Genomic DNA, 23887 nt, shown 5'->3' with positions numbered 1-23887 from the left:
AGATTAAGAAAGGATGCTTCCAGCACACACGCAACGTAACCGCATGATCACATTCCATACGAACGAACACGCGTCCCGTACGGCGCACAGCACCCTGTCAGCGGAGCGGAAGCGGTGCGATGCTGGAGTCGAGAGCGACTCCTGAAGACCCCGAAGGTCCCCCTGACAAGGAGTTCCGCCGTGCTGCATGTCGCCGTGGTCGGCTCCGGGCCGAGCGGGTGCTACACCGCCCAGGGCCTTGTACAGCAGGACCCCGACGTGGTCGTCGACGTCCTGGACCGGTTGCCGTGCCCGTACGGCCTGGTGCGCTACGGGGTGGCACCGGACCACGAGAAGATCAAGTCCCTGCAGAACAATCTGCGGACCGTCCTGGAGCACGAGCGGGTGCGGTTCCTCGGCGGCGTCCAGATCGGCCCGGACGGGGTGCCGACGGCCCGGTTGCGGGAGCTGTACCACGCCGTCGTGTACTGCGTGGGCGCCGCCACCGACCGGCACCTCGGGATTCCCGGCGAGGACCTGCCGGGCAGCTGGTCGGCGACCGAGTTCGTGTCCTGGTACAGCGCCCACCCGGACGCCATCGACGACGGTTTCGTCCTCGGCGCGCGCTCGGCGGTGGTCATCGGCGTCGGGAACGTCGCGGTCGACGTCACGCGGATGCTCGCGCGGGGCACGGCGGAGCTGAGCCCCACCGACATGCCGCAGGCCGCACTCACCGCCCTCGCCGCGAGCCGGGTGGCCGACATCAGCATGGTGGGCCGACGCGGCCCTTCGCAGGCCCGCTTCACCACCAAGGAGCTCCGCGAGCTGGGCACCCTGCCGGACACCGAAGTGACCGTGGATCCGCAGGAGCTGGCGTTGGATCCCGACTACGCCGACCCCTCCGCACTGCCCGCCGCGCAGCGCCGCAACGTCGAGGCGCTGCGCGCCTGGGCCGAGGCCCCGGCACAGGGCGCCGGCCATCGGATCGCGCTGCGCTTCTTCCTGCGCCCCGTCGAACTCCTCGCCGACGCCGGACGCGTGGGCGCGGTCCGTTTCGAGCGGACGGCGCCGGACGGACAGGGCGGGGTGACCGGCACGGGCCGGTACGAGGACATCGAGGCCCAGTTGGTGCTGCGTTCCGTCGGCTATCGCGGAGTCCCCCTGGAGGGCCTGCCGTTCGACCCCGCGACCGGCACGGTCCCGCATCTCGCGGGCCGCGTCCTGCGCGAGGGCCTCGTCGCGCAGGGCGAGTACGTCGCGGGCTGGATCAAGCGCGGTCCGACGGGCGTCATCGGCACGAACCGTCCGTGCGCGAAGGAGACGGTGACGTCGCTGCTGGAGGACGCCTCCGTGCTCGTACAGCGGGAGTTGCCCGAGGATCCGCTCACGGCACTGCGCGCCGAGGGGATCGACCCGGTCGAGTGGCAGGGCTGGTGCGCGATCGAGCGGGCGGAGGTGGCGCTGGGTGCGTCGCTGGGCAGGGGTGTGGTGAAGCTCCCCGACTGGGAGTCGCTGATGAACGCCGCGCACAGCAACGAAGCAGCAACACCACCGTAATCAACACTCTGTTCAAGGAGCCTACGGTCTCGCCCATGACAGCAACCGCACCCGCACCCGTGCACCCCGTCGACGAGATCCCGCCCAAGCGCCAGCTGGCCGCCTTCGGCCTCCAACACGTCCTCGCGATGTACGCCGGTGCCGTCGCCGTCCCCCTCATCGTCGGCGGCGCGATGAAGCTCCCGCCGGCGGACCTGGCGTATCTGATCACCGCCGACCTTCTGGTGTGCGGCATCGCGACGCTGATCCAGTGCATCGGCTTCTGGCGCTTCGGTGTGCGGTTGCCGATCATGCAGGGCTGCACGTTCGCCGCCGTGTCGCCGATGGTGCTCATCGGCACCACGGGTGGCGGACTCCCCGCGATCTACGGTTCGGTGATCGTCGCGGGCCTCGCGATCGTGCTGCTGGCCCCGGTCTTCGGAAGGCTGCTCCGATTCTTCCCGCCCCTCGTCACCGGCACCGTGATCCTGATCATCGGTCTGTCGCTGCTGCCGGTCGCGGGCAACTGGGCCGCGGGCGGGGCCGGTTCGGCGGACTTCGGGGAGCCGAAGAACCTCGCGCTGGCAGCATTCGTCCTGGCGGTGGTGCTCGGGGTGCAGCGGTTCGCGCCGGCGTTCCTGAGCCGGATCGCGGTACTGATCGGGATCGTGGTCGGGCTCGCGGTGGCGGTGCCGTTCGGGTTCACGGACTTCGGCGGAGTCGGGGACGCCGACTGGGTCGGGATCAGCACGCCGTTCCATTTCGGGGCGCCCACCTTCGAGTTCTCGGCCATCGTGTCGATGCTGGTGGTGGCGCTGGTGACGATGACCGAGACGACCGGTGACCTGATCGCGGTCGGCGAGATGACGGACCGCAAGGTCGAGCCGCGCTCCCTTGCGGACGGCCTGCGCGCCGACGGCCTGTCGACCGTGCTGGGCGGCGTCTTCAACACCTTCCCGTACACGGCGTACGCGCAGAACGTAGGCCTCGTCGGCCTGACCCGCGTGCGCAGCCGCTGGGTGGTCGCGACCGCGGGTGGGATCCTCGTGCTGCTCGGTCTGCTGCCCAAGCTGGGCGCGGTGGTGGCGGCGATACCGGCTCCGGTGCTGGGCGGTGCGGGCCTGGTGATGTTCGGGACCGTGGCCGCCAGCGGCCTCAGGACGCTCACCCAGGTGGACTTCAAGGGCAACAACAACCTGACGGTGGTGGCCGTTTCCGTGGCCATGGGCATGCTGCCGGTCGGTGTGCCGACGGTCTACGAGAAGTTCCCGGACTGGTTCCAGACGGTGATGAACAGTGGGATCAGCGCTGGCTGTCTGACGGCGATCGTGCTGAACCTGCTCTTCAACCACCTGCACGCGAAGGCCGATTCAGGCCGTGCGGATGGTTCAGTTGGTTCAGGTGGTTCAGCGGATTCAGGCGCCGAGCCGGACGGCCTGTCTGGCGGCGGCGTCGAGAAGGGCGTCGAGAAGTCCCGGGAAGAGGCCGTCTAGGTCGTCCTTGCGCAGGCCGTTCATCTTGGCCGTGCCCCGGTAGACCTGTTGGATCACACCGCTCTCGCGCAGCACCCGGAAGTGGTGCGTGGTGGTGGACTTGGTCACCGGCAGATCGAACTGCGAACAGGAGAGCTCGTCGCCGACGGCGGCGAGCTCTCGCACGATCTGCAGCCGCATCGGGTCGGACAGCGCATGCAGCACGCCTTCCAGGCGGATCTCCTGGCGCGCCGGGTGCGGGAGGTCACGGCTGCTCACAGCGGCGCTGGTCACGGCGGCTCCACTTCGTCGGGTTCCCGCACTCGGGATTCCCCGTGCTCGGGTGCTCGGTTTCCTCCATTGTACGAGAGCTCTCGTAGTTTGACACATGCCGTACTACGATGCCTATCGTACGAGTCGACCGCTGGTCCCCGTGACGAATGGAGTCCGCCGTGAGTGCGCTCTTCGAGACCTACACCCTGCGCGATGTGACGATCCCGAACCGGGTGTGGATGCCCCCGATGTGCCAGTACTCGGCCGCACCGGAGGGCCCCGACGCGGGGGCCCCCAACGACTGGCACTTCGCGCACTACGCGGCCCGCGCGGCCGGCGGCGCAGGGCTCATCATCGTCGAGGCAACGGGCGTCAGCCCCGAGGGCCGGATCTCCCCGTACGACCTGGGGATCTGGAACGACACCCAGGTCGAGGCGTTTCGCCGGATCACACGCTTCCTTGTGTCGCAGGGCACAGTGCCGGCGATCCAGCTGGCCCACGCCGGCCGCAAGGCGTCGACCGACCAGCCTTGGAAGGGCGGCGCGCCGGTGGGACAGGACGCCCACGGGTGGCAGCCGGTGGCGCCGAGCGCGGTCCCGTTCGCCGACGGGCACCCCGTGCCGACCGAGCTGACGGTCGCCGAGATCCAGGAGGTCGTGGGGCAGTTCGCGGACGCCGCGCGCCGCGCCCTCGCCGCGGGTTTCGAGATCGCCGAGATCCACGGCGCCCACGGCTATCTGATCAACGAGTTCCTCTCCCCGTACTCCAACCACCGCATCGACGAGTACGGCGGCTCGTACGAGAACCGCACCCGTTTCGCGCTCCAGGTCGTGGACGCCGTACGGGAGGTGTGGCCGGACGACAAGCCGCTGTTCTTCCGCATCTCGGCGACCGACTGGCTGGAGGAGGACGGCTGGACCGCCGACGACACGGTCCGCTTCGCCGCCGACCTCAAGGCACACGGCATCGACCTGCTGGACGTCTCGACCGGCGGCAACGCCTCCGGCGCCCGGATCCCCGTCGGCCCGGGCTACCAGGTGCCGTTCGCCGCGCGGGTCAGGACGGAGACCACGTTGCCGGTCGCCGCGGTCGGGCTGATCACGGACGTCGAGCAGGCGGAGAAGATCATCGCGAACGGTGAGGCGGACGCCGTCCTGCTCGGCCGTGAGCTGCTGCGCAGCCCGTCGTGGGCGCGGCACGCGGCTCGGGAGCTCGGCGGGGACGTGCACGTGCCCGACCAGTACCACCGGTCCGTCTGATCACCCGGCGGACGCCGCCGACGCCGCGTCGCCGGAGGTGGTCGGCAGGTACCGGGCCACCATCCGCTCCAAGTGCGGCAGGGTGCGCTGGCCGAACACCGCGAGCGCGATCGACGCGGCGACGCCCGCCCAGGCGACCGGGCCGAGCGGCGTGCAGCCGAAGAGCTGGCTGAGGCCGGGGGTCTGGACCAGGACGGCGAGGGCCGCCGCCGAGCCGAGGGCGGTCACGCGGACCAGCGGGCTGCCCCGGCGGTCGGCCAGGGTCTGGGCGAGCTGCGTGCCGACCACCGCGCACAGGGCCATCGTGGTGGAGCGGCGGGCGGTGCCCGGGGTGAAGCGGCCGATCAGCCAGGCGGACGTGGCGCCCAGGGTGGTGGTCAGGGCGCGGTGGCGGATCTTGCGGATCAGGGGCGCGCCGAGGAGTGAGGTGCCCAGGGGTTCGGTTCCTGCGGGTGCCGCTTCGGAGGCCACGCCCTGCTTCTCCGCATCCGCGTCATCCGTCGCGGATTCCGCATCGGCTCCCTCCGCCTCCTTCGGCGTCACGGCCACGGCCATGGCCGGGAACAGGTCCGTGAACAGGTTCACCAGCAGCATCTGACGGGTGGACAGGGGCGCGGCGCCCGACAGCAGCGTGCCGAGGAGGCCGAAGCCCACCTCTCCCGCGTTGCCGCCGATCAGGATGGCGATGGCGTCGGCGACGCTGTGCCACAGGGCCCGGCCCTCGGCGACCGCCTCGATCAGGACCGTCAGATCGCCGTCGGTGAGGACGAGGTCGGCGGCGTTGCGGGCGGCCGCCGAGCCGCGGGCGTCGATACCGACGCCGATGTCGGCGGCGCGGATGGCCGCGGCGTCGTTGGCTCCGTCGCCGACCATGCCGACCACGCACCCGGCGTCCCGCAGCGCCTCGACGACCTGGAGCTTCTGCTCGGGGGCGACGCGGGCCACGACGCCCATGTCACGCAGCATCCGGGCGCGTTCCTCCCGGTCCGCGGACGCCAGCTCGTCGCCCGTGACCACGCCGGTGTCCTCGGGCCAGCCCAGTTCGGCGGCGATCGCCCGCGCGGTCTGCGGATGATCACCGGTCAGCATGACGGGTCGTACGCCTGCCTCACGCAGGCCCTCGACCAGGGCCGTGGAGGTGGCTCGCGGTACGTCGGCGAGGGCGAGCAGCCCGGTGAACTCCAGGCCCTCCAGGGGCTGTTCCAGGACGTCCGCGGCCTGGTCCGCCGAGTCGAGCGGGCGCCGGGCCACCGCCAGGACCCGCAGTCCGCCGCCGGCCAGCTCGTGCGCCGCGTCCGATGCCGAGGAGGGCAGGTCGGCGCAGGCGGGCAGCACCGTCTCGGGGGCGCCCTTGACGACGAGTACCGCGGTGCCGTCCCCGGCCCGGCCGACTGCGGCGGCGTAGCCACGGTCGGCCGCGAAGGGCAGGCCCTCGCTCTGCGACCACTCGGCGTCGGGTCCGGCGGCGTCCAGGACGGCCTCGTCGGTGGCGTGCACCGGCCGGTCCGAGCCGCCGTTCAGCTGAGGGCAGGCGCGGGCCGCTGTCCGCAGCGTGTCGTCGTGTTCCTCCGGCCTGTGCACTTTGCCTTCGGCGTCCGTCACACGGACCAGGCGGAGCTTGTTCTCGGTGAGAGTGCCGGTCTTGTCGAAGCAGATGGTGTCCATCCGGCCGAGCGCCTCAAGGGTGCGCGGGGCGCGGACGAGGACTCCGCGGCGGCTGAGCCGACGGGCGGCGGCCAGTTGGGCGACGGTCGCCACCAGCGGCAGCCCTTCGGGGACGGCGGCGACGCCCACCGCCACCCCGCCGCTGACCGCCCGGTGGATCGGCGTGCCGCGCAGCAGCGACAGCGCGGTCACCCCGGCGCCGCCGGCGAGGGTCCACGGCAGGGCCTTGTCGGTGAGTTCCCGCAGCCTGGCCTGTACTCCGGCGGACGGCGGGGTGCGGGCGGCGAGGGCCACGGCCCGGGCGGCCTCCGTCCGGTCCCCGGTGTCCACCACGATGGCCCGGGCGTGTCCGGCGACCACCGTGGTGCCCTCGAAGACCATGGAGCTGCGGTCCGGCACGGCGGCGTCCGGCGTCGGCTCGGTCCCCTTGTCCGCGGCCAGGGACTCCCCCGTCAGCGAAGACTCGTCCACCTCCAGGCCGTCCTCCGACACCAGCCGGGCATCGGCGGGCACCACGTCGTCCGCCCGGAGTTCGATCAGGTCGCCGGGGCTGAGCTTGGCGGCGTCCACGACGTGCGGCTGGGACTCGGGGTCCTCGGTGGTGACGCGCGCCTTCTGCTTCTGCTTCGCCAGCAGTCCGGACAGGGCCCGCTCGGCCCGCATCCGCTGGACGCCGCCGACCAGGGCGTTCAGGTCGAGCGCGCCGATGACCAGCAGGGCGTCCACCACGGAGCCGAGGATCGCCTCGGCGGCCGAGCCGACGGCCAGCACCGGGGTGAGGGGGTCGTCGAGCTCGCCGCGCACGGCCCGGGCGAGCTGGACCGGACCGCTCAGCGGTGCGAACAGGGGATGCCGGCCCATCCTGCGGATCGCCTTGCGCGCGCCGCCGCCGACCTGCTCGGGGACGGTCGGCTCCGGGCCCGTCTCGTGCTCCAGCCGTTCGCGGACCTCGGTGGGCTCCAGTTCGTGCCAGGACACGCGCGGCCGGGGGTGCGGTGCGCGGGCGGTCGCGACCCCGAACGCCGCGCGCCCACCGGTCAGCAGGGCCCATGCCGCGCTCGCGTCGACAGGGGTGTGCCGCAGCCCGGGCCACGGCGTGGGGCGCCCGCGCGCGGACTTGCCGATCGCTACGAGGAGCCCGGACAGGGCGGCACCGGAGCGGGCGAGCACCTGCGACCTACGACCCACGCCGCGCGCGGCCGGGACCGCCCGCAACAGCCGCCACACGTCCGCGAGCCCGTGCAGGGCCAGCACGTCGGCGCTCCAGACGACGGCTCCGTCACGGTCGGTGAGAGCGACGGCCACATCGCCGGCGAGCAGTCCGGCGAGGATGTCCTCGTCGTCCTGCGCCGGCCGCGCGACCGTGACGACGACGCTGTCCTTCTCGGCGCGCAGCGCGTTCACCACGTCGCTCAGCGACCGCTCGTCGCGGACCACCTGGTCGGCGAGGTTGGTGAAGTCGGCCAGCGCGGGGTCGTCCACCATCACGACCCGCAGACCCGCGCGCCGCGCCGCGTCCAGTACGGTCTCCGCCCACGGGTCGGCGTCGGCGCCCGGGGTCCGCAGGGCGCTCGGATGCAGGACGACCGTGTCGGCCATCTCCAGCTGCCGCAGCCGCTCCGGGTCCCGCACCAGGACGCCGTCGCGGGACAGCGCGGAACTCAGTACGGCGTGGAAGGCGGCGGGTCCGTAGCGGGCGGCCTTGGGCGAGCCGGCGAGCACCGCCTCCGCCGCCTCGGTGCCGTCGTGCTTGACCAGCAGCATGGCAGCCGCACCCACCAGGCTGCCGGTCTCGGCGTGCGCGGCGTACTCCTGGGCCGGGGAGGTACGCAGCGGCGGGCGCGGGAAGTGGGCCCCGGCCACGCTGGGCCGGTCCGGGGCGGAGACCTCGTCGTGGACCTTTTCGAACGCGGCCACGCGGGCCACCGTCTCCGCCAGCTGGAGCGAGCGCAGTGTGCCGTCGAGCACGAGAGCGGTCGGGGTCCGGCCGGCCCCGTGGACAGCCGCGTTCGCCATGGCCAGCACCAGGTCCATGCGGGAGCGGCCGATCCTGGCACGCAGCCAGCCCCGGAAACGGGGGTTCTCCCGCAGCAGCGTCACCAGCGCGGTCACCGACCGGGGCGTGGTCGGCAGGCGCAGCGCGTAGCCGGCGAACGCCGCGGCGATGCCCACCCCGTCGGCGGCGAGCGTCGTGGCGGCGGCCCGCACCCCGGCGGGGTCTGCGGGGTGCGTGATCTCGTCGACCGAATTGTCCGTACGGGCCAGGCCGTGACGTGCCGCGATCTCGACCGCCCTGTCCACCACCTGGTCGCCGGCCGCCTCCTCGACGGCGGTCACCACGAGCCGGCTCAGCCCGCCGTCCCAGTAGGCGAGCGCCACGTCGGGCCGCTCCATCAGCGTCTCGGCGACCTTGCGGGCGGCGTGCTCCATGCCGCCCTCAAGCCGTACCCGCTCCGGCGCCTCGGGCCGCAGGGCGAGATGAGTCCGGGCGCCTGACCGCCAGGGTTGCGGGCGAAGGGAAAGGGAGTTTCGCGCGACGCGCGCCGCACGTGCAGCGCTGTCGGCACCCCGTACCCCGGCCCGGGCCGTCCCGGCGACCGCCCCGGCGGCGATTCCCACCGCGGGGGCGGCTCCTCGGGCGAGCAGCCGGGGCCCGGCCGCGACCATCTCGGCCGCGGCGGCTGTCGGACGTGTGAGCAGTCCCAGAACCATCGCTCGCCCTCGCTCAGCTCGTCGACGTCGGCTTCTGTGCCGCCGGGTTCCCGCAAAACGGCATGTCATCCGCGCACAGGCGGCGCGAAGGATCTCCCCGGCCCTGCCTCGTCGTCGAGGTCGATCACCCTGAGGCGCAAGCCGTCCCTGAGCGTGAAAGTGCCCGGCGCCGCGCTGTTCCCGGTGTAGTTCGCCTGGTCGTCGATGCTGACGCTCGCCCCGGGCGCGAGCGCCGCGTCGTACGAGGCGCTGCTCCCCGTCACGGGCCGGAGGCCGGGGCGTACGTGGCTCCCCATCCGTTGGTGATGGACTGCCCGGCGGGCAGGGTGAAGCCGAGCCGCCAGCCGTTGATCGCCGTCGGGCCCGTGTTGCTGATCGTCACGGAGGCGGTCAGGCCCGTGTTCCAGGCGTTGGTGGTCGCGGTCACCTTGCAGGCGCCGGGCTGCGGCTGGGGTACTGGGCCACCGCTGTCGAGGCCGAAGAAGGTGAGCACCCGGGCAGCCATGCCGTAGCCGTACAGGTTGTGGCCGACGCCTTGGAGGCTGATCGCCTCGACGGGGGCCCGGTCCCCGGTGCCGCCGTAGCGGGTGCGGGTCCAGCCCGACTGGGGCGTGTCCGTGGCGGCCGGGGTCTGGCCGACGCCCTGGACATTCGTCCACTGCTTGATCGTCTCCCGGAAGGTGGACACGTCCTTGTCCCTTCTGGTCGCGGGTGTGGCTTGTCCGGGCGCGGAAGTGGCTGCTCTGCGCGCGGGGAGGCCTCACAGATAGGGCATCGTGACATGGACACAGTCACCATGGAAGCGCTCCCACACCTCAGACATGAGAGCCCTTACCCCCACCAGAACTGACCGAATTCTTCTGCGCGAAGCGTTGACCAGAAAGCGCTTGCCCTCTACGTTCCGTTCAGCAGTGTGACCGACCCGCTTCGCAGCACCCCCACATGGCCACACCGCCGGCGCGCGGCGTTCTACATGACGTTCAAGATTCACGTACATGATCGTGTCGCGACTCCCGAAGGGACGCACCCGCATGCGAACTCTCCCCCCACGTGCACGCCCGCAAAGAACCGCACTGGCGACGGCCGCGGCAGCCGTCCTCGCCACCGCGGCCGTCATCGCCCTGCCGCAGCCGGCCGGGGCGGCCGAGACCTCGCCGGTCGGCTTCGGTGCCGGGACGACCGGCGGCGGCAACGCCTCGGCGGTCACCGTCTCGACGCTGGACGCCTTCAGAACGGCGGTGACCGGCAACTCCGCCAAGGTCGTCCGGGTCAACGGCCTCATTTCGCTGAGCGGTCAGGTCGACGTCGGTTCCAACACCACGGTGCTGGGCGCCGGTTCGTCGTCCGGCTTCACCGGCGGCGGGCTGCGACTGAAGGAGGTCACCAACGTCGTCATCCGGAACCTGAACATCAGCAAGCCGGTGGCGCCTGCCGACGGCGTCACGGTCCAGGAGTCGACGAAGGTGTGGATCGACCACAACTCCTTCTCGGCCGACCGCGATCACGACAAGGACCACTACGACGGCCTGCTGGACATCAATCACGGCTCGGACAACGTCACGGTGTCCTGGAACGCCTTCAAGGACCACTTCAAGGGCTCGCTCGTCGGACACAGCGACAACAACGCGAGCGAGGACACCGGGCACCTGAAGGTGACGTACCACCACAACCAGTTCACCAATGTCTACTCGCGCATCCCCAGCCTGCGCTTCGGCACCGGGCACTTCTACAACAACTACGTGGCCGGCGCCGACACCGCCTGCCACTCGCGCATGGGCGCCCAACTGCTCGTGGAGAACAACGTCTTCCGCGACACCAAGATCGCCGTCACCACGAACCGCAGCAGCGACGTGGACGGCTACGCCAACCTCCGCGGCAACGATCTTGGCGGGGCCGCGACCGAGATCTCCCGGGTCGGCACCTTCACCACGCCGCCCTACGGCTACACCGCGGAGTCCGCGTCCACCGTCGCCGCCTCGGTGACGTCCGGCGCGGGCGCCGGGAAGCTCTGACCACCCACCAGGAAGAAGATCCGGCACCCCCATCCGACACCCCCACAACCGGAAGAAGGCATACGGGACATGACTTCACCCGCAAAGCCCCGCGCCCGTCGGCGCGCACTGACCGGCGGCCTGGCCGCCCTCGGCCTCTCGTCTGTCATGATCACGACAATCAGCGCACCGCCCGCGAACGCCGCCACCTGGCCGACGCCGAGCAGCAGCCAGCCGGTGAGCTCCACCATCTCCGTGTCCGGCGTCCGCGACGGCGGCATGGTCCGCTACTACGGCAGCGGCGACCTGGCCGGCGACGGTCAGGAGGAGGGCCAGGACCCGATCTTCAAGCTCGCGGCCGGCGCGACGCTGAAGAACGTCATCATCGGCGCGCCGGGCGCCGACGGCATCCACTGCGAGGGCAACTGCACGCTGCAGAACGTGTGGTGGGAGGACGTCGGCGAGGACGCGGCCACCTTCCGGGGCGGCTCCACCTACACAGTCACCGGCGGTGGCGCCAAGAAGGCCGCCGACAAGGTCTTCCAGCACAACGGGCCCGGCACCCTGAACATCTCCAACTTCGCCGTCAGCGACTTCAAGACGCTGTACCGCTCGTGCGGCGACTGCTCCACGCAGTACACGCGCAAGGTCAACCTCAGCAACATCGAGGTGACCGGCACGGGGTCCACCGCACGCCTCGTCGGCATCAACGTCAACCGCAACGACGTGGCGACGCTGCGCGGAATCACGATCCTCAACGACTCCGGCCGCAAGGTCGTCCCGTGCCAGAAGTACAACAACAACACGGCCGTCGGTACCGGGCCGGACAGCACGAACTGCCTGTACTCCAGCTCGGACATCACCTACCGGTAGCACCCGCTCGTCAGGCCCCCCACGGCGAAGGCGGCCGTCCGAAGCGTCCCCGCACGGCGCTTCGGGCGGCCGTCGTGTCGTGTGCGGTCAGTTGCGGGCACGCGCGTGTGCGCTGTCGGTGGCGTCGTGCCCGTCACCGGCGCGTACGTCGTCCGCGAGCTCCCGTCGGTAGTCCGCGTACGCGGCGCGCAGCCGGTCGCCCGGCCAGTGGGCCGGGAGGAGCTCAGGGGGCAGTACCGGGTCGGCGAGCAGGTGCCGTACGACGGCCGCGAAGGCGGTGAAACGGTCGGACGGCCGCCGCGCGTGGGCGACCCGGGCGAGCAGGGCGCGTCCGGTGTCGGCCCAGGCGTCCAGCGGCCACAGGCTCGCGGCGAGCTCGGGTGCGGGGCGGCCGGGGCGGGCCGTGTAGCGCTGGGCCACCTGGGCGATGTCGCCCGGCAGGGGCCGGAGCAGGTTGGCCGGGCGCAGCCAGACGCCCTCGCGGAGCTCGGCGAGCCGGAGCCGGGTCAGCTCGGTGCGCAGTTCAGCGCGTTCGGCGGGGCCGCGGCCCGTGGCGGTGACGACGACCATCTCCCAGTCGCCGTCCCAGGGCAGGGTCTCGGGGTGGACGGCGTCGTCCTGGCGTCGCTGGCGCTCCAGCAGCCGGTCGCTGAGCCGGTAGACCGTGTCGGCGCGCCGCAGGTCACCGGCCGCAACCATCCGGCTGAGCGCGGCCCGCACGGTGGACCCCGCGATCCCGAACGGTTCCACGCTGCGCACCAGTTCCTTCACCGGCAGCTCGGGCGGATGCAGACCCAGCAGCAGGCTCAGGACGACCGACCGGGCGGACAGCGGGCGCAGGTCCGCCTCCCCGGTCGACGGTGACGCGTTGTTCGGCATGACCAGGACCCTACGTGCCGGCTCGGTGTATTACAGGATTGCTGCAACCGCAGCGACAGTGCAACACTGACGGCATGGTCTCGATACTCGCGCAGGAGCAGTCCGGAGCCGCGCCGGAGCGGTCCGGGCAGCACGGCACCCACGACGTCACCAACCAGCCTCCTCCCCTGGCGCCGTACGACGCGTCCGAGGACACGGCCCTGATCGAGGGGCTGCGCCGCGAGGGGGCCGCGTGGGCCGAGGAGGACATCCGGCGGCTGGGCCTGCGGGCCGGGAGCGCCGAGGCGCAGGAGTGGGGTGAGCAGGCCAACCGCCACGAGCCCGAGCTGCGTACGCACGACCGGTACGGGCATCGCGTCGACGAGGTCGAGTTCCATCCGAGCTGGCACCACCTGATGCGGGTCGCGGTCGGCGAGGGGCTGGCGGCGGCGCCCTGGGCGGACGAGCGGCCCGGAGCACATGTCGCGCGGACCGCGGGCGGGCTGGTGTGGGGGCACACGGAGGCGGGGCACGGCTGCCCGACGTCGATGACGTACGCCGCCGTCCCCGTGCTGCGCCGGCAGCCCGAGCTGGCGAAGGTCTACGAACCGCTGCTGACCAGCCGGGAGTACGACCCGGAGCTGCGCGTGCCCACCGAGAAGCGGGGGCTGCTCGCGGGCATGGGGATGACCGAGAAGCAGGGCGGCTCCGACGTCCGCACGAACACCACCACCGCGTCGCCGACGGCGGAGCCCGGGGTGTACACCCTGCGCGGGCACAAGTGGTTCACCTCGGCGCCCATGTGTGACGTCTTCCTGGTCCTGGCGCAGGCGCCGGGCGGGCTGTCCTGCTTCCTCGTGCCGCGTGTCCTGCCCGACGGCAGCCGCAACACGTTCCGCATCCAGCGCCTGAAGGACAAGCTGGGCAACCGCTCCAACGCCTCCTCCGAGCCCGAGTTCGACGGCACCGTCGCCTGGCTGGTCGGGCCCGAGGGGCGGGGCGTCAAGACGATCATCGAAATGGTCAACTGCACCCGGCTGGACTGCGTGATGTCGTCGGCGGTGCTGATGCGCAAGACGCTCGTCGAGGCGGGCCACCATGTGCGCCACCGCAGCGCGTTCGGGGCTCGGCTGCTCGACCAGCCGCTGATGCGCAACGTCCTGGCCGACCTGGCCCTGGAGTCCGAGGCCGCCACCACACTCACGCTGCGGCTGGCCGGCGCGGCCGACCGGGTGGTGCGCGGGGACGACGCGGACGGGACCGAGGGGGCATTCCGCCGGATCGCCACCGCCGTCGGGAAGTACTGGGTCACCAAGCGCGGTCCGGCCTTCACCGCGGAGGCCCTGGAATGCCTCGGCGGCAACGGCTACGTCGAGGAGTCGGGCATGCCCCGCCACTACCGCGAGGCTCCGCTCCTGTCGATCTGGGAGGGCTCGGGGAACGTCAACGCCCTTGACGTCCTGCGGGCGTTGAGCCGGGAGCCGGACACGGCCGAGGCCCTCTTCGCCGAACTCGCCCTGGCGCAGGGGGCGGACGCGCGTCTGGACGCGTCGGTGGCACGTCTGAAGAACCTGCTCGCCACGGGCTCCGAGGCCGCGGCCCGCCGCCTGGTCGAGCTGATGGCCCTCACCCTCCAGGCCTCCCTCCTGATCCGCCACGCCCCCACACCGATCGCCGACGCCTTCTGCGCCACCCGGCTGGGCGGCGACTGGGGCCACGCCTTCGGCACACTGCCGGACACGGCGGACGTGGACGGGATTCTGGGGCGGGCGCTGCCGGGCGTTGCGGGCTGAGGGCTGAGCACTGAGGTGCGGCCCGGGGGCGGGCCTTGGCACCGCAGAGGTGGCTGGGAGAAGGCGGGACTGACCGGCTGGGCGCCGCCCACGGGATACGGGCAAGCCCACCCGTGTGGCGGCGCCATCGATGGCTCACGGCGCCGGCGTCAGCAGCCTGACGGACGCGGCGCGCCGCCCGAGGGACGTGGGCCGGCGGACAGGCGTGAGCCGCCCGAGCCTGTCGCCGGGCCGCCGCCGGGGCAGGCATGGGCCCGGCTCCCCTTCGGCCGTCACCCCGTCGTCCGTCCACCCCACAGTGGCCCGAAGCGTGCCCACTCGTAGCCCCAGGCGTCGATGCGGTTGCTCTCCAGGCGGTTGCGGAGGGCCCGGCCTGCGACGAAGGGGACGGACGCGGCGCAGAAGCCTGCGAGGCCGCCGACCAGGGTGGCTCGCGTGCGGGCCTCGGAGGGGGTGGCGGGCCGGGTGACCAAGCGGCCCTGCGGGTCCGTCCAGACGGTGACCGGCGTGCCTACGCCACTGCCGGGGCGGACGCGGGCCTGGCCGGTGTGCGGGGAACCGTCCCGCGCGCTCCAGCGGACCTTCGCCCACACGTACTCGCTGGTCGACGTGCCGGAGCGCGGGTCGGCCGTGCCCGGCGCCTGCTCGGTGAGCAGGGCCACGACGGGCCGCCACTCGACGCGCTCCCGGGCCATTCCCCGCTCCACCGTGCCGGCCGTCGCCAGGCCGGCGAGCACTCCGCACAGGACAGTCAGTACCCAGGCGGCGAGGAGCACCCAGGACTCCACCGCGTCGGCCCGGCGTTTGAGCGGATTGCGCCGCCAGCGCCACAGCCACACCTTCGGACCACGGAACGCCATCGAGGGCTTCCTCCTCATGAGGGCACGAACGTGCCTGCCGGACCGGCCTCCATCCCATACGGGAGACGGGAGGCGGATGCTCACTGCACGTACCGGGATCGACCGTGGCACGGGTCACGCGACCCTCGCGGGCGTCTTCGCGAAAGTGCCCGCAGCGCCCGCCGGAGGGCTATCATCGCCGCGCTGACCTGCGACGTCATCCTTTCCAGAGGTGACTGTCAGTGCCGGGGTGCAGACTGGCCGGTACCTGAGACAAAGACGTCGCGGAGGTGGTCGGCATGACCGAGACAATGCTCGCCGTGGGCACGCGCAAGGGCCTGTTCATCGGGCGGAGGCGCGGTGGCACCTGGGAGTTCGACGAGAGTCCCTACTTCAACGCCCAGGCCGTGTACTCGGTCGCCATCGACACCCGCGGCGAGCGTCCGCGCCTTCTGGCGGGCGGCGACAGCGCCCACTGGGGCCCGTCCGTGTTCCACTCCGACGACCTGGGCCGCACCTGGACCGAACCGGCCCGGCCGGCCGTCAAATTCCCCAAGGACACCGACGCTTCCCTGGAGCGCGTGTGGCAGCTGCACCCGGCGGCAGCGGAGCCCGACGTGGTGTACGCGGGCACGGAACCGGCGGCGCTGTACCGCTCGGAGGACCGCGGCGAGACCTTCGAGCTGGTCCGCCCGCTGTGGGAGCACCCGACCCGGTCGAAGTGGGTGCCGGGCGGCGGCGGTGAGGGCCTGCACACCGTGATCACCGACAAGCGCGACCCCCGGGCCGTGACGGTTGCCGTCTCGACGGCGGGGGTGTTCAAGACGGCCGACGGCGGTGCGAGCTGGGCGCCGTCCAACTCCGGTGTATCCGCGGTGTTTTTGCCGGACCCGAACCCGGAGTTCGGCCAGTGCGTCCACAAGATCGCGCAGGACGCGGCGACGCCGGACCGGCTGTATCTGCAGAACCACTGGGGCGTCTACCGAAGCGACGACGCGGGCGCGACCTGGACGGACATCGGCGAGGGCCTGCCGTCCACGTTCGGCTTCTCCGTGGCCGCGCACCCCCACCGCGGCGATACGGCGTTCGTGTTCCCGATCAACGCCGACTCGGACCGCGTCCCGGCCGACCACCGCTGTCGCGTCTTCCGTACGGCGGACGCGGGCAAGACCTGGGAGCCGCTGTCGGCGGGACTGCCGCAGGACGACCACTACGGCACGGTGCTGCGCGACGCGATGTGCACGGACGACGCGGACCCGGCGGGCGTGTACTTCGGCAATCGGAACGGCGAGGTGTTCGCGTCGGCCGACGACGGCGACAGCTGGCAGCAGTTGGCCTCTCATCTGCCGGACGTGCTGTGCGTCAGGGCCGCGGTGGTCGGATGAGCCGTCAGGCTTGGGGGCCGGCCTTGGCCACTGGTTGATCACCGCCGCCCGCGCGGCAGTAGGGTGACGCCCGTGGCACCACGACCCTTGCATGAAATCGTCGAGGCGGGCTGGGCGAAAGCCCTGGAACCCGTTGCCGAACGGATCGCCGGGATGGGCGACTTCCTGCGCGCGGAGATCGCCGCGGGACGCACCTATCTACCGGCCGGGCCGAACGTCCTGAGGGCCTTCCAGCAGCCCTTCGACGACATACGGGTCCTGATCGTCGGACAGGACCCGTATCCGACCCCAGGACATGCCGTGGGCCATTCATTCTCGGTGGCGCCCGACGTACGTCCCCTGCCCGGCAGCCTCATCAACATCTACCGGGAGCTCAACACCGACCTGGGTCTGCCGCAGCCGTCGAACGGCGATCTGACGCCCTGGACCGAGCAGGGCGTGCTGCTGCTCAACCGGGCGCTCACCACGGCCCCGCGCAAACCGGCCGCGCACCGCGGCAAGGGCTGGGAGGAGGTCACCGAGCAAGCCATCCGCGCGCTCGCCGGACGCGGCAAGCCGCTCGTCTCCATCCTCTGGGGCCGCGACGCCCGCAACCTCCGTCCCCTCCTCGGCAGCCTCCCGTCCGTGGAGTCCGCTCACCCCTCCCCCATGTCCGCCGACCGCGGCTTCTTCGGCTCCCGCCCGTTCAGCCGCGCCAACGACCTGCTGATCCGGCAGGGCGGACAACCGGTGGACTGGCGCCTGCCGTGACCGACCCCTCCGGGTTCCTCGCCGTCGACTCAGGAGGGTCCGGCCTGCGGGTCGTCGTGGGCACCGTCGGCCGTGGGGCGACGGCCCGGCGGGAGTCCCGCGAACCGGTACGTACCGGGGACATGGGCATCGACCCCGGGCACTTCATGGAGCAACTCGTGCCCATGGTCCGGGCGCTGATGGCCGAGGCCGGTGTGGACCGGCTGGACGCGGCCGCCGTCGGAGCTGCCGGGATGGCCAGCCTGGGCGATGCCCTGCGTGCCGAACTGCCGGACGCGCTGGGGCGGGAGTTCGGCATCGGGCGGGTCGCGCTCGCCGCGGACGCCGTCACCGCGTATGTCGGTGCCCTCGGGCCGCGGCCCGGAGCCGTGGTCGCCGCCGGTACGGGACTCATCGCGATCGGCACCGACCTGACGAACTGGCGCCGTGCGGACGGCTGGGGGCATCTGCTCGGCGACTGCGGCAGCGGCGCCTGGATCGGACGGGCCGGGCTCGAGGCGGCGTTGCGCGCGTACGACGGGCGGCCCGGCGGGTCGGCCGGACTGCTGGCCCGCGCCGAGGAACTGTTCGGCCCGGTGCGGAGCCTGCCCGGGAAGCTGTATCCACGGCCGGACCGCCCTGCCGTCCTGGCCTCCTTCGCCCCCCAGGTGGCCGTCTGCGCCGACGGCGACCCGGTGGCCGCCGACATCCTGCGGGCCGCCGCACGGCACATGGCCGACTCCGCGGCAGCCGTCTGCCCCACGACGGGGGAGCCTCAAGTCGCGCTCACCGGCGGTCTGTTCAAGATGGGCGCCCCTCTCGTCGTACCTCTGCAAGAGGAGTTGGCGAAGCGGCTGCCGGCCGCGCGGACGGTGCCGGCCGCCGGGGATCCGCTCGACGGGTCCGTGCGCATCGCGACCGATCTCGCGATGGACGCGCTCACTCTGCCGAGTGACGAGGCGATGCTCTGCGTGGTGAACGGAAAGGAGGACTGATCCACTTAAGCCGCCCGGTTCCACTCTGCAGGTAACTCAATCAGACAAAAGCGGACGGATACCGCTCACCTGCACCCTCCCCGAACAGGGGAGCCCAAGAAGCCAGTAACATGCGTCGCCATGAGCTCCCCCACTGGGCCCGCGTCCGGCCTGCCAGTACGAATGCCGCGACCTCGTCAGCCCGGGCGGCACCGCCGACCCGAGCCCTTGGCGGCTCCCGAGGGCGCGCCCGCGCTCGTCCTCGCGGTGCCGGGCACGCCTAGCGCCGCGACCCGCGGACTCGCCGAGGAGGTCGTGAGCATCGCCCGCTCCGAGCTCCCCGGCCTCGACGCCCGGATCGGGTACGTCGACGGCGATGACGTGGAGTTCCCCACTCTCCAGTCGGTGCTCGTGCACGCGGCCGAGGAGCGCGCCGCCCGTTATGAGCAGGCGATCGCCGCAGGGGTGGAGGCCAAGGAGCCGGAGGGCCCCGTCGCCGTCGTCGTGCCGCTGCTCGCCGGCCCGGACAGCGCGCTGCTGCGCGTCATCCGCCAGGCCGTGATGGACAGCCGCGTCGCGGCCGACCTGACCGATGTGCTGGGCCCGCACCCGCTGCTCGCCGAGGCGCTGCACGTGCGCCTGTCCGAGGCCGGTCTGGCGCGCGCCGACCGTGCCCGCCTGTTCACCGTGGCCACGGCCGCGGACGGCATCATCCTCGCCTCCGTCGGCGGCGAGGAGGCCGTGCAGGCGGCCGGGATCACCGGCATGCTGCTCGCCGCGCGGCTGGCCGTGCCGGTGATGGCGGCGGCCCTGGACCAGGACGGCGCGATCTCGGCGGTCGCCGAGCAGCTGCGTTCCTCGGGCTCCCAGCAGCTGGCGCTGGCGCCGTACCTCATAGGGCCGGAGATCGACCCCAGCGTGGTCGCGGAGGCCGCTCACGAGGCGGGCTGCTCCGCCGCCGAAGCGCTCGGCCCGTACCCGGCGATCGGCAAGCTCGCCCTGTCGAAGTACACGACGGCGCTGGGCATCGCCCCGCAGCAGGCGCAGGGCACGCCGGTCCGCTGACGCCGCCCGATGTGCAGGTGACCGCGCGTCTCGTGGGCGTCGCAGTCACACCGAAGGGCCCGCTCCACATCCGGAGCGGGCCCTTCGGCATGCGGTCACACGCTGCCGACGTCCGGGCCGATGACCACGCAGGACGCCGCGGGCACCGCGATCGAGCCCTCGTAGCGCGGGAGCCCGCTGTCGGGGTCCAGGGCGAACCAGGTGACGTCACCGGAGCGCTCGTTCGCGACGTACAGGAACCCGTCCGCCTCGGTGAGCGCGCGCGGCCAGTGGCCGGCGCAGATCACCGTCCCGACGAGCCGTAGTTCCTCGCCCTCGACAGCGAACGTGGACAGCACGTCCTCGCCGCGGGTCGCGGTCCATACGAAGCGGCCGTCGGGCGAGGCGACGATGCCGGACGGATAGGCGTCGCCGGCCGGGCCGCCCGGCAGGACCGGTGTCTCCGTCATCGGCTTGAGCGTGCCGTCGTCGGCGTCCCAGTGACAGACGGTGACGGTGGGGGTGAGTTCATTGACGACGTACGCGTACGGGCTGTGCGGGTGGAAGGCCAGGTGGCGCGGGCCCGAGCCCGGCCGCAGGGCGATCTCCCGGTGCACATCGAGTGCGCCGCCGGCCAGCGTGCACACCCGCACCGAGTCGGTGCCGAGGTCCACGCTGACGGCCCAGCGGCCGCTCGGGTCGGGTTGCACGTGGTGGGCGTGCGGGCCCTGCTGGCGTGGCGTGTGCGGGCCCGAGCCGGTGTGCTGGAGGACGGCGGACCGGGCGCCCGCGAGGGTGCCGTCGGCGCGGACGGGCACGGCGGTGACGCTGCCGGAGCCGTAGTTCGCGGTCAGTACGTGGCCGGCGAAGAGGCTGAGGTGAGTGGGTCCGCCGGCGCCGACCGGGACCGGTGATCCGATGAGCTCCGGCTTGTCCCCGGTCACGCGATACGCGGCCACCGCGCCCTCGGCCGTCTCGCTGACCGCGTAGAGCGTGTCGCCGCCCGGCGACAGGGCCAGGTATGCCGGGTCGGGCACGTCGTCCGCGCCTCCCAGGACGGTGAGCGCGCCGCTGCCCGCGGCCACGGACGCCGTCACGATCCCGGGGCCGCCGGCCGCCGTGAACGACCCGATGTAGGCCCGCCGTGCCCGCCTGCCACCATCTGCCACCGCTGTCCCCTTCCGGTCGGGTGCCGTCCGGGCTGACGGTAGCAGCGGATCATCATCGGTCTAGACCAAGAGCCGTTCAAAACGTCGGCGCGTGCGGTCGTCTCCCGCCGCCGGCCCGGGCTCTGGCCTCGGGGTGTTGCAGGTGGGCGGGATGCCGCTGCACCGCCTCGCAGGTCCGGTGGCGGACGGGCGTGGCGCTCCCGGAGGCCACGCGGGGGCACACCCCGTCAGGCTCACCCGCGGGCCGCTCCCGCACGGCTCGCGGGCTCCTTGCGTCCGATGGCGCGTGGGTATCCGGAGGATCTTCTGGTCCACCCTCCTGTGGCCGATGAAGCGACTTCGCGGAGCGGGCGCGGTTCGAGGGGCCGGCGTGTGGATCGCGGAGGATCTCCCACACGTCCGGCGTTCTCACGCTCCGACGAGTCGGGACCCGGACGGCGTACGCAGGGGCTGGGACAGTTCGGCCAGGGCTCGTTCCAGGCCGTGCAGATGGGTCAGCGCGGGATCCGACTCCGTCGGGTGCGTGAGGGGGGCGGTGACATCCGCACCGCCGGTCAGCGCCTCGACAGCGGCCTCGACGCGCCAGCACGCGGCGGCCAGGCGGGCGTCGTGCGAGGCCTCGGGGTCGGCGGCGACGGCAGCAAGGCCGCGGATCTCGCGGGCGCAGTCGTCGAGCAGGTCCAGGACGTGGCGGGCGCGGCGCTTGCGGGCCGACATCGGATTCAGCGGATGCACCAGCGGTGCGAGGGCAAGGCGCACCCGGCCGAGCAACTGCTCCAGCTCGGCGAGCCGCGAGGACGGGTCGGCGCTTTCGTCCCCGGCCAGGCGTGCGGCGGCCTCGGCGGTGGCGGCGTGGACGCAGCGCAGGGCGCGCTGGATCCAGGCGTCATTGACGGCATGCGTGGTCACGGGCAGGACGAACAGCACGGCCAGCACGGCGCCGAGCGCCCCGACGCCGGTCTCGGCGAGCCGCAGCGCCAGCAGGGCGGGATCGAGGACGCCCAGCATGCCGTAGAGGAGCTCGGCGAGCACCGTGACGCAGAGCATCATCCAGGTGTAGGAGACGGCGGCCGTGTAGAAGATGCCGAAGACGCAGACGGCGAGGAGCGCGGCCGTCGGGATCGTCTCGCCGGCCACCGGGACGGCTACGAGCAGGCCGAGGCCGATGCCGATCACCGTGCCGAGGACGCGGCGGAAGCCGCGGACCATGGTCTCGCCGCGCGAGGTGGTGTTGACGAAGATCCACCAGGTGGCGCCCACGGCCCAGTACCAGCGGTGCCCGGACACCAGCTGGCCCACGACGAGCGCGAAGCCCGCGCCCGCGGTGGCCTGGATGGCCTGCCGTGTGGTCACGCGGGCCAAGCCGGTGCCGCCCGGCGGTGCGGGTACCGGCGCAGGGGGCAGACGGCGTTCGTAGCACCACAGCCCGAAGCGCACTGCGGACGCGGTGAGCAGGGAGAGCAGTACGGCGGCGTAGAGCTCGGGCAGCCGGTCGGGGGTCGCCTGGAGGAACTGCGCCACGAAGAAGGTCATGAACGCGAACACACCGAGGCTGTGCCCGCGTGGCCCCCAGCGGCGCGCGTACACGCCCGCGCCGACGACGGCGAGGAAGGTGAGGTCGCGGGCGACCGGCTGGTCGTGCAGTTCGGCAGCCGCCGCGAGGACGGGCAGACCGACGAACGGCAGCAGAGCGGTGGTGACCGCCTGTCCGCGGACCGTGGCATCGGTGACGGTGAACAGCGCGAGCAGCGCGGCGAGCCCGCCGGTGACGGCACCGACGAGGGAGTGTCCGGCCAGTCCGCAGACGACGACCGCGAGCCCGATGCCGAGCACGGCCCGCACGGCGAAGCGCAGCCGCGCCCGCCCCGGGTCCGGCGCCACGAACACCCTCTTCAGCACTACGTCCCGCCCCTTTGCTCGGTTTGCTCCGGCATGAAAAAGGCGCCGCGGGATCCGCAGCGCCATCGACGGGCCCATTGCAGCATCAAGGGGCAGTCTGGCTCAAGCGGCGCCTAGACTGCTGAGCCATTGGCACAGGTACAACGGTCCCCGTACGTCCATCGGCGAGCCAACGGACCATGACGGACCAGGACGGTCCATGGCGGACGCGGATGCGGGCACGGGGCGAAGGAGGCCGGACGGCATGGCCGTGGACGAGCTCGACACCCGCATCCTGCGGCTGCTGCTGGAGCAGCCCCGTACCAGCGTGCGCGAGTACGCCCGCATCCTCGGCGTCGCGCGGGGCACCTTGCAGGCTCGCCTCGACCGGCTGGAGCGGGACGGCGTGATCACCGGCACGGGGCCGGCACTCTCCGCTGCCGCGCTGGGTCATCCGGTGCTGGCGTTCGTACACATCGAGGTCACCCAGGGCCACCTCGACGACGTGGGCGACGAGCTCGCCGCCGTGCCGGAGATCGTGGAGGCGTTCTCGATCACGGGCGGGGGCGATCTGCTGACCCGGGTGGTGGCCCGCGACAACGCTCATCTGGAGGACGTGATCCAGAAGCTGATCAGCCTGCCCGGCGTGGTCCGCACCCGCAGCGAGGTCGCCCTGCGTGAGCGCGTCCCGCACCGGTTGCTGCCGCTGGTGGAGTCGATCGGGCGGGCGGCGGCCCGGAAATGACCTTTGACATCCTGGGCCCATGAGCGATCTCGGCAACACTTCGGTCATCTTCGATCTCGACGGAACACTCGTGGACAGCGAGCCCAACTACTACGAGGCGGGGCGGCAGGTTCTCGCCGAGCACGGGGTCAACGACTTCACGTGGTCGGACCACGAGCGTTACGTCGGCATCAGCACGCTGGAGACGGTCACGCTCTGGAAGCGGGAGTACGGCCTGCGGGCGTCCGTCGACGAGCTGCTCGCGGCCAAGAACCGCCGCTATCTGGATCTCGCCCGCGTGTCCACGCGCGCATACCCCGAGATGCGCAAGTTCGTGGAGTTCCTTGCGTCCGAGGGCGTCCCGCTGGCCGTCGCCTCGGGTTCGTCCCTGGAGGCCATCACGGCGATCCTGTCGGGCACCGGCCTGGACGCCCATCTGCGCACCGTCGTCTCCGCCGACGAGGTCGACCGCGGCAAGCCCGCCCCCGACGTCTTCCTGGAGGCGGCCCGCCGGCTCGGCGCGACACCGGCCGACTGCGTGGTCGTCGAGGACGCCGCCCCCGGCGCGGCCTCCGCACACGCGGCCGGCATGCGCTGCATCGCCGTCCCGTACGTGGCCGCCCAGGCGGACGCCCCGGAGTTCGCGACGGCAGGTCTGCTGCTGCGGGGCGGGCAGGAGGAGTTTACGGCGCGGACGGCGTACGACTGGCTGCGCCGCACGAGGTAGGGCCCTG

General features: G+C 72.5%; 18 protein-coding genes and 1 pseudogene. 12 read left to right on the top strand and 7 right to left on the bottom strand.

Annotated features, from left to right (window positions below; translation table 11 throughout):
* The first annotated feature begins 180 nt into the window (after positions 1-180).
* Positions 181-1536, top strand: a complete 1356-nt coding sequence (locus ACZ7L5_RS35175; RefSeq protein WP_471522045.1) for an FAD-dependent oxidoreductase — start codon at positions 181-183, stop codon at positions 1534-1536.
* Between the two features lie 35 nt (positions 1537-1571).
* The gene (locus ACZ7L5_RS35170; RefSeq protein WP_471522043.1) at positions 1572-3008 is read left to right on the top strand and encodes a nucleobase:cation symporter-2 family protein; all 1437 of its coding nucleotides are present in this window, start codon (positions 1572-1574) and stop codon (positions 3006-3008) included.
* Here ACZ7L5_RS35170 and ACZ7L5_RS35165 read toward each other — a convergent pair.
* Positions 2931-3281 carry an ArsR/SmtB family transcription factor gene (locus ACZ7L5_RS35165; protein ID WP_471522042.1) on the bottom strand — a complete coding sequence of 117 codons (351 nt, stop codon included), beginning with the start codon at positions 3279-3281 and terminating at the stop codon, positions 2931-2933. The genes ACZ7L5_RS35170 and ACZ7L5_RS35165 overlap by 78 nt on opposite strands.
* A gap of 158 nt (positions 3282-3439) precedes the next feature.
* Here ACZ7L5_RS35165 and ACZ7L5_RS35160 point away from each other — a divergent pair, with 158 nt between their 5' ends.
* Positions 3440-4519 (top strand): NADH:flavin oxidoreductase/NADH oxidase, encoded by a 1080-nt coding sequence (locus ACZ7L5_RS35160; RefSeq protein WP_471522040.1) that lies wholly within the window; start codon positions 3440-3442, stop codon positions 4517-4519.
* Here ACZ7L5_RS35160 and ACZ7L5_RS35155 read toward each other — a convergent pair whose 3' ends face one another.
* Both ACZ7L5_RS35155 and ACZ7L5_RS35150 read right to left on the bottom strand, forming a co-directional pair.
* The gene (locus ACZ7L5_RS35155; RefSeq protein WP_471522038.1) at positions 4520-8896 is read right to left on the bottom strand and encodes an HAD-IC family P-type ATPase; all 4377 of its coding nucleotides are present in this window, start codon (positions 8894-8896) and stop codon (positions 4520-4522) included. It abuts the gene before it with no gap.
* A 124-nt stretch (positions 8897-9020) separates the two neighbouring features.
* A pseudogene (locus ACZ7L5_RS35150) lies at positions 9021-9575 on the bottom strand (cellulose binding domain-containing protein); the annotation flags it as partial.
* Positions 9576-9927: 352 nt separating this feature from the next.
* Between ACZ7L5_RS35150 and ACZ7L5_RS35145 the strand changes: the two are divergent.
* Positions 9928-10908 carry a pectate lyase family protein gene (locus tag ACZ7L5_RS35145; RefSeq protein WP_471522036.1) on the top strand — a complete coding sequence of 327 codons (981 nt, stop codon included), beginning with the start codon at positions 9928-9930 and terminating at the stop codon, positions 10906-10908.
* 69 nt (positions 10909-10977) lie between these two features.
* Positions 10978-11760, top strand: coding sequence for a pectate lyase (locus ACZ7L5_RS35140; protein ID WP_471522035.1), 783 nt, complete (start codon positions 10978-10980; stop codon positions 11758-11760).
* 87 nt (positions 11761-11847) lie between these two features.
* On the opposite strand, the gene ACZ7L5_RS35135 is transcribed toward ACZ7L5_RS35140, so the two are convergent.
* Entirely contained in the window at positions 11848-12639 is a 792-nt protein-coding gene (locus ACZ7L5_RS35135; protein WP_471522033.1) for a PaaX family transcriptional regulator C-terminal domain-containing protein, read from the bottom strand.
* 74 nt (positions 12640-12713) lie between these two features.
* Between ACZ7L5_RS35135 and ACZ7L5_RS35130 the strand changes: the two genes are divergently transcribed.
* Complete coding sequence (locus tag ACZ7L5_RS35130) at positions 12714-14411, top strand: DNA alkylation response protein (RefSeq protein ID WP_471522031.1); 1698 nt, start codon at positions 12714-12716, stop codon at positions 14409-14411.
* Positions 14412-14683: 272 nt separating this feature from the next.
* Here the strand turns inward: ACZ7L5_RS35130 and ACZ7L5_RS35125 are convergent, their stop codons facing one another.
* On the bottom strand, positions 14684-15271 hold the full coding sequence (locus ACZ7L5_RS35125) for an Rv1733c family protein (protein WP_471522029.1): 588 nt from the start codon (positions 15269-15271) through the stop codon (positions 14684-14686).
* Between the two features lie 278 nt (positions 15272-15549).
* On the opposite strand from ACZ7L5_RS35125, the gene ACZ7L5_RS35120 reads away from it, so the two are divergent.
* The 4 genes from ACZ7L5_RS35120 to ACZ7L5_RS35105 all read left to right on the top strand — a co-directional run bounded on the left by ACZ7L5_RS35120 (position 15550) and on the right by ACZ7L5_RS35105 (position 19403).
* Positions 15550-16635 (top strand): WD40/YVTN/BNR-like repeat-containing protein, encoded by a 1086-nt coding sequence (locus ACZ7L5_RS35120; protein ID WP_471522027.1) that lies wholly within the window; start codon positions 15550-15552, stop codon positions 16633-16635.
* A 72-nt stretch (positions 16636-16707) separates the two neighbouring features.
* Entirely contained in the window at positions 16708-17385 is a 678-nt protein-coding gene (locus ACZ7L5_RS35115; RefSeq protein ID WP_471522026.1) for a uracil-DNA glycosylase, read from the top strand.
* Positions 17382-18359: an N-acetylglucosamine kinase gene (locus ACZ7L5_RS35110; protein ID WP_471522025.1), complete on the top strand. Its 978-nt coding sequence runs from the start codon at positions 17382-17384 to the stop codon at positions 18357-18359. Before ACZ7L5_RS35115 ends, ACZ7L5_RS35110 begins: the two co-directional genes overlap by 4 nt.
* 120 nt (positions 18360-18479) lie before the next feature.
* Positions 18480-19403: a sirohydrochlorin chelatase gene (locus ACZ7L5_RS35105; RefSeq protein WP_471021644.1), complete on the top strand. Its 924-nt coding sequence runs from the start codon at positions 18480-18482 to the stop codon at positions 19401-19403.
* Between the two features lie 95 nt (positions 19404-19498).
* On the opposite strand, the gene ACZ7L5_RS35100 is transcribed toward ACZ7L5_RS35105, so the two are convergent.
* A complete protein-coding gene (locus tag ACZ7L5_RS35100; RefSeq protein WP_471522023.1) occupies positions 19499-20551 on the bottom strand; it encodes a lactonase family protein in 1053 nt (350 codons plus the stop codon).
* Positions 20552-20959: 408 nt separating this feature from the next.
* Positions 20960-22450 carry an FUSC family protein gene (locus tag ACZ7L5_RS35095; protein ID WP_365055153.1) on the bottom strand — a complete coding sequence of 497 codons (1491 nt, stop codon included), beginning with the start codon at positions 22448-22450 and terminating at the stop codon, positions 20960-20962.
* A gap of 244 nt (positions 22451-22694) precedes the next feature.
* On the opposite strand from ACZ7L5_RS35095, the gene ACZ7L5_RS35090 reads away from it, so the two are divergent.
* Both ACZ7L5_RS35090 and ACZ7L5_RS35085 read left to right on the top strand, forming a co-directional pair.
* On the top strand, positions 22695-23174 hold the full coding sequence (locus ACZ7L5_RS35090; protein ID WP_328429426.1) for an Lrp/AsnC family transcriptional regulator: 480 nt from the start codon (positions 22695-22697) through the stop codon (positions 23172-23174).
* Positions 23175-23193: 19 nt separating this feature from the next.
* On the top strand, positions 23194-23880 hold the full coding sequence (locus ACZ7L5_RS35085; RefSeq protein WP_471522020.1) for an HAD family hydrolase: 687 nt from the start codon (positions 23194-23196) through the stop codon (positions 23878-23880).
* Positions 23881-23887: the final 7 nt, after the last annotated feature.

Source organism: Streptomyces sp. NPDC107528 (assembly GCF_055639295.1).
The sequence above is the reverse complement of the archived record's forward strand: the minus strand, read 5'-3'. Positions and strand labels throughout refer to the sequence as shown.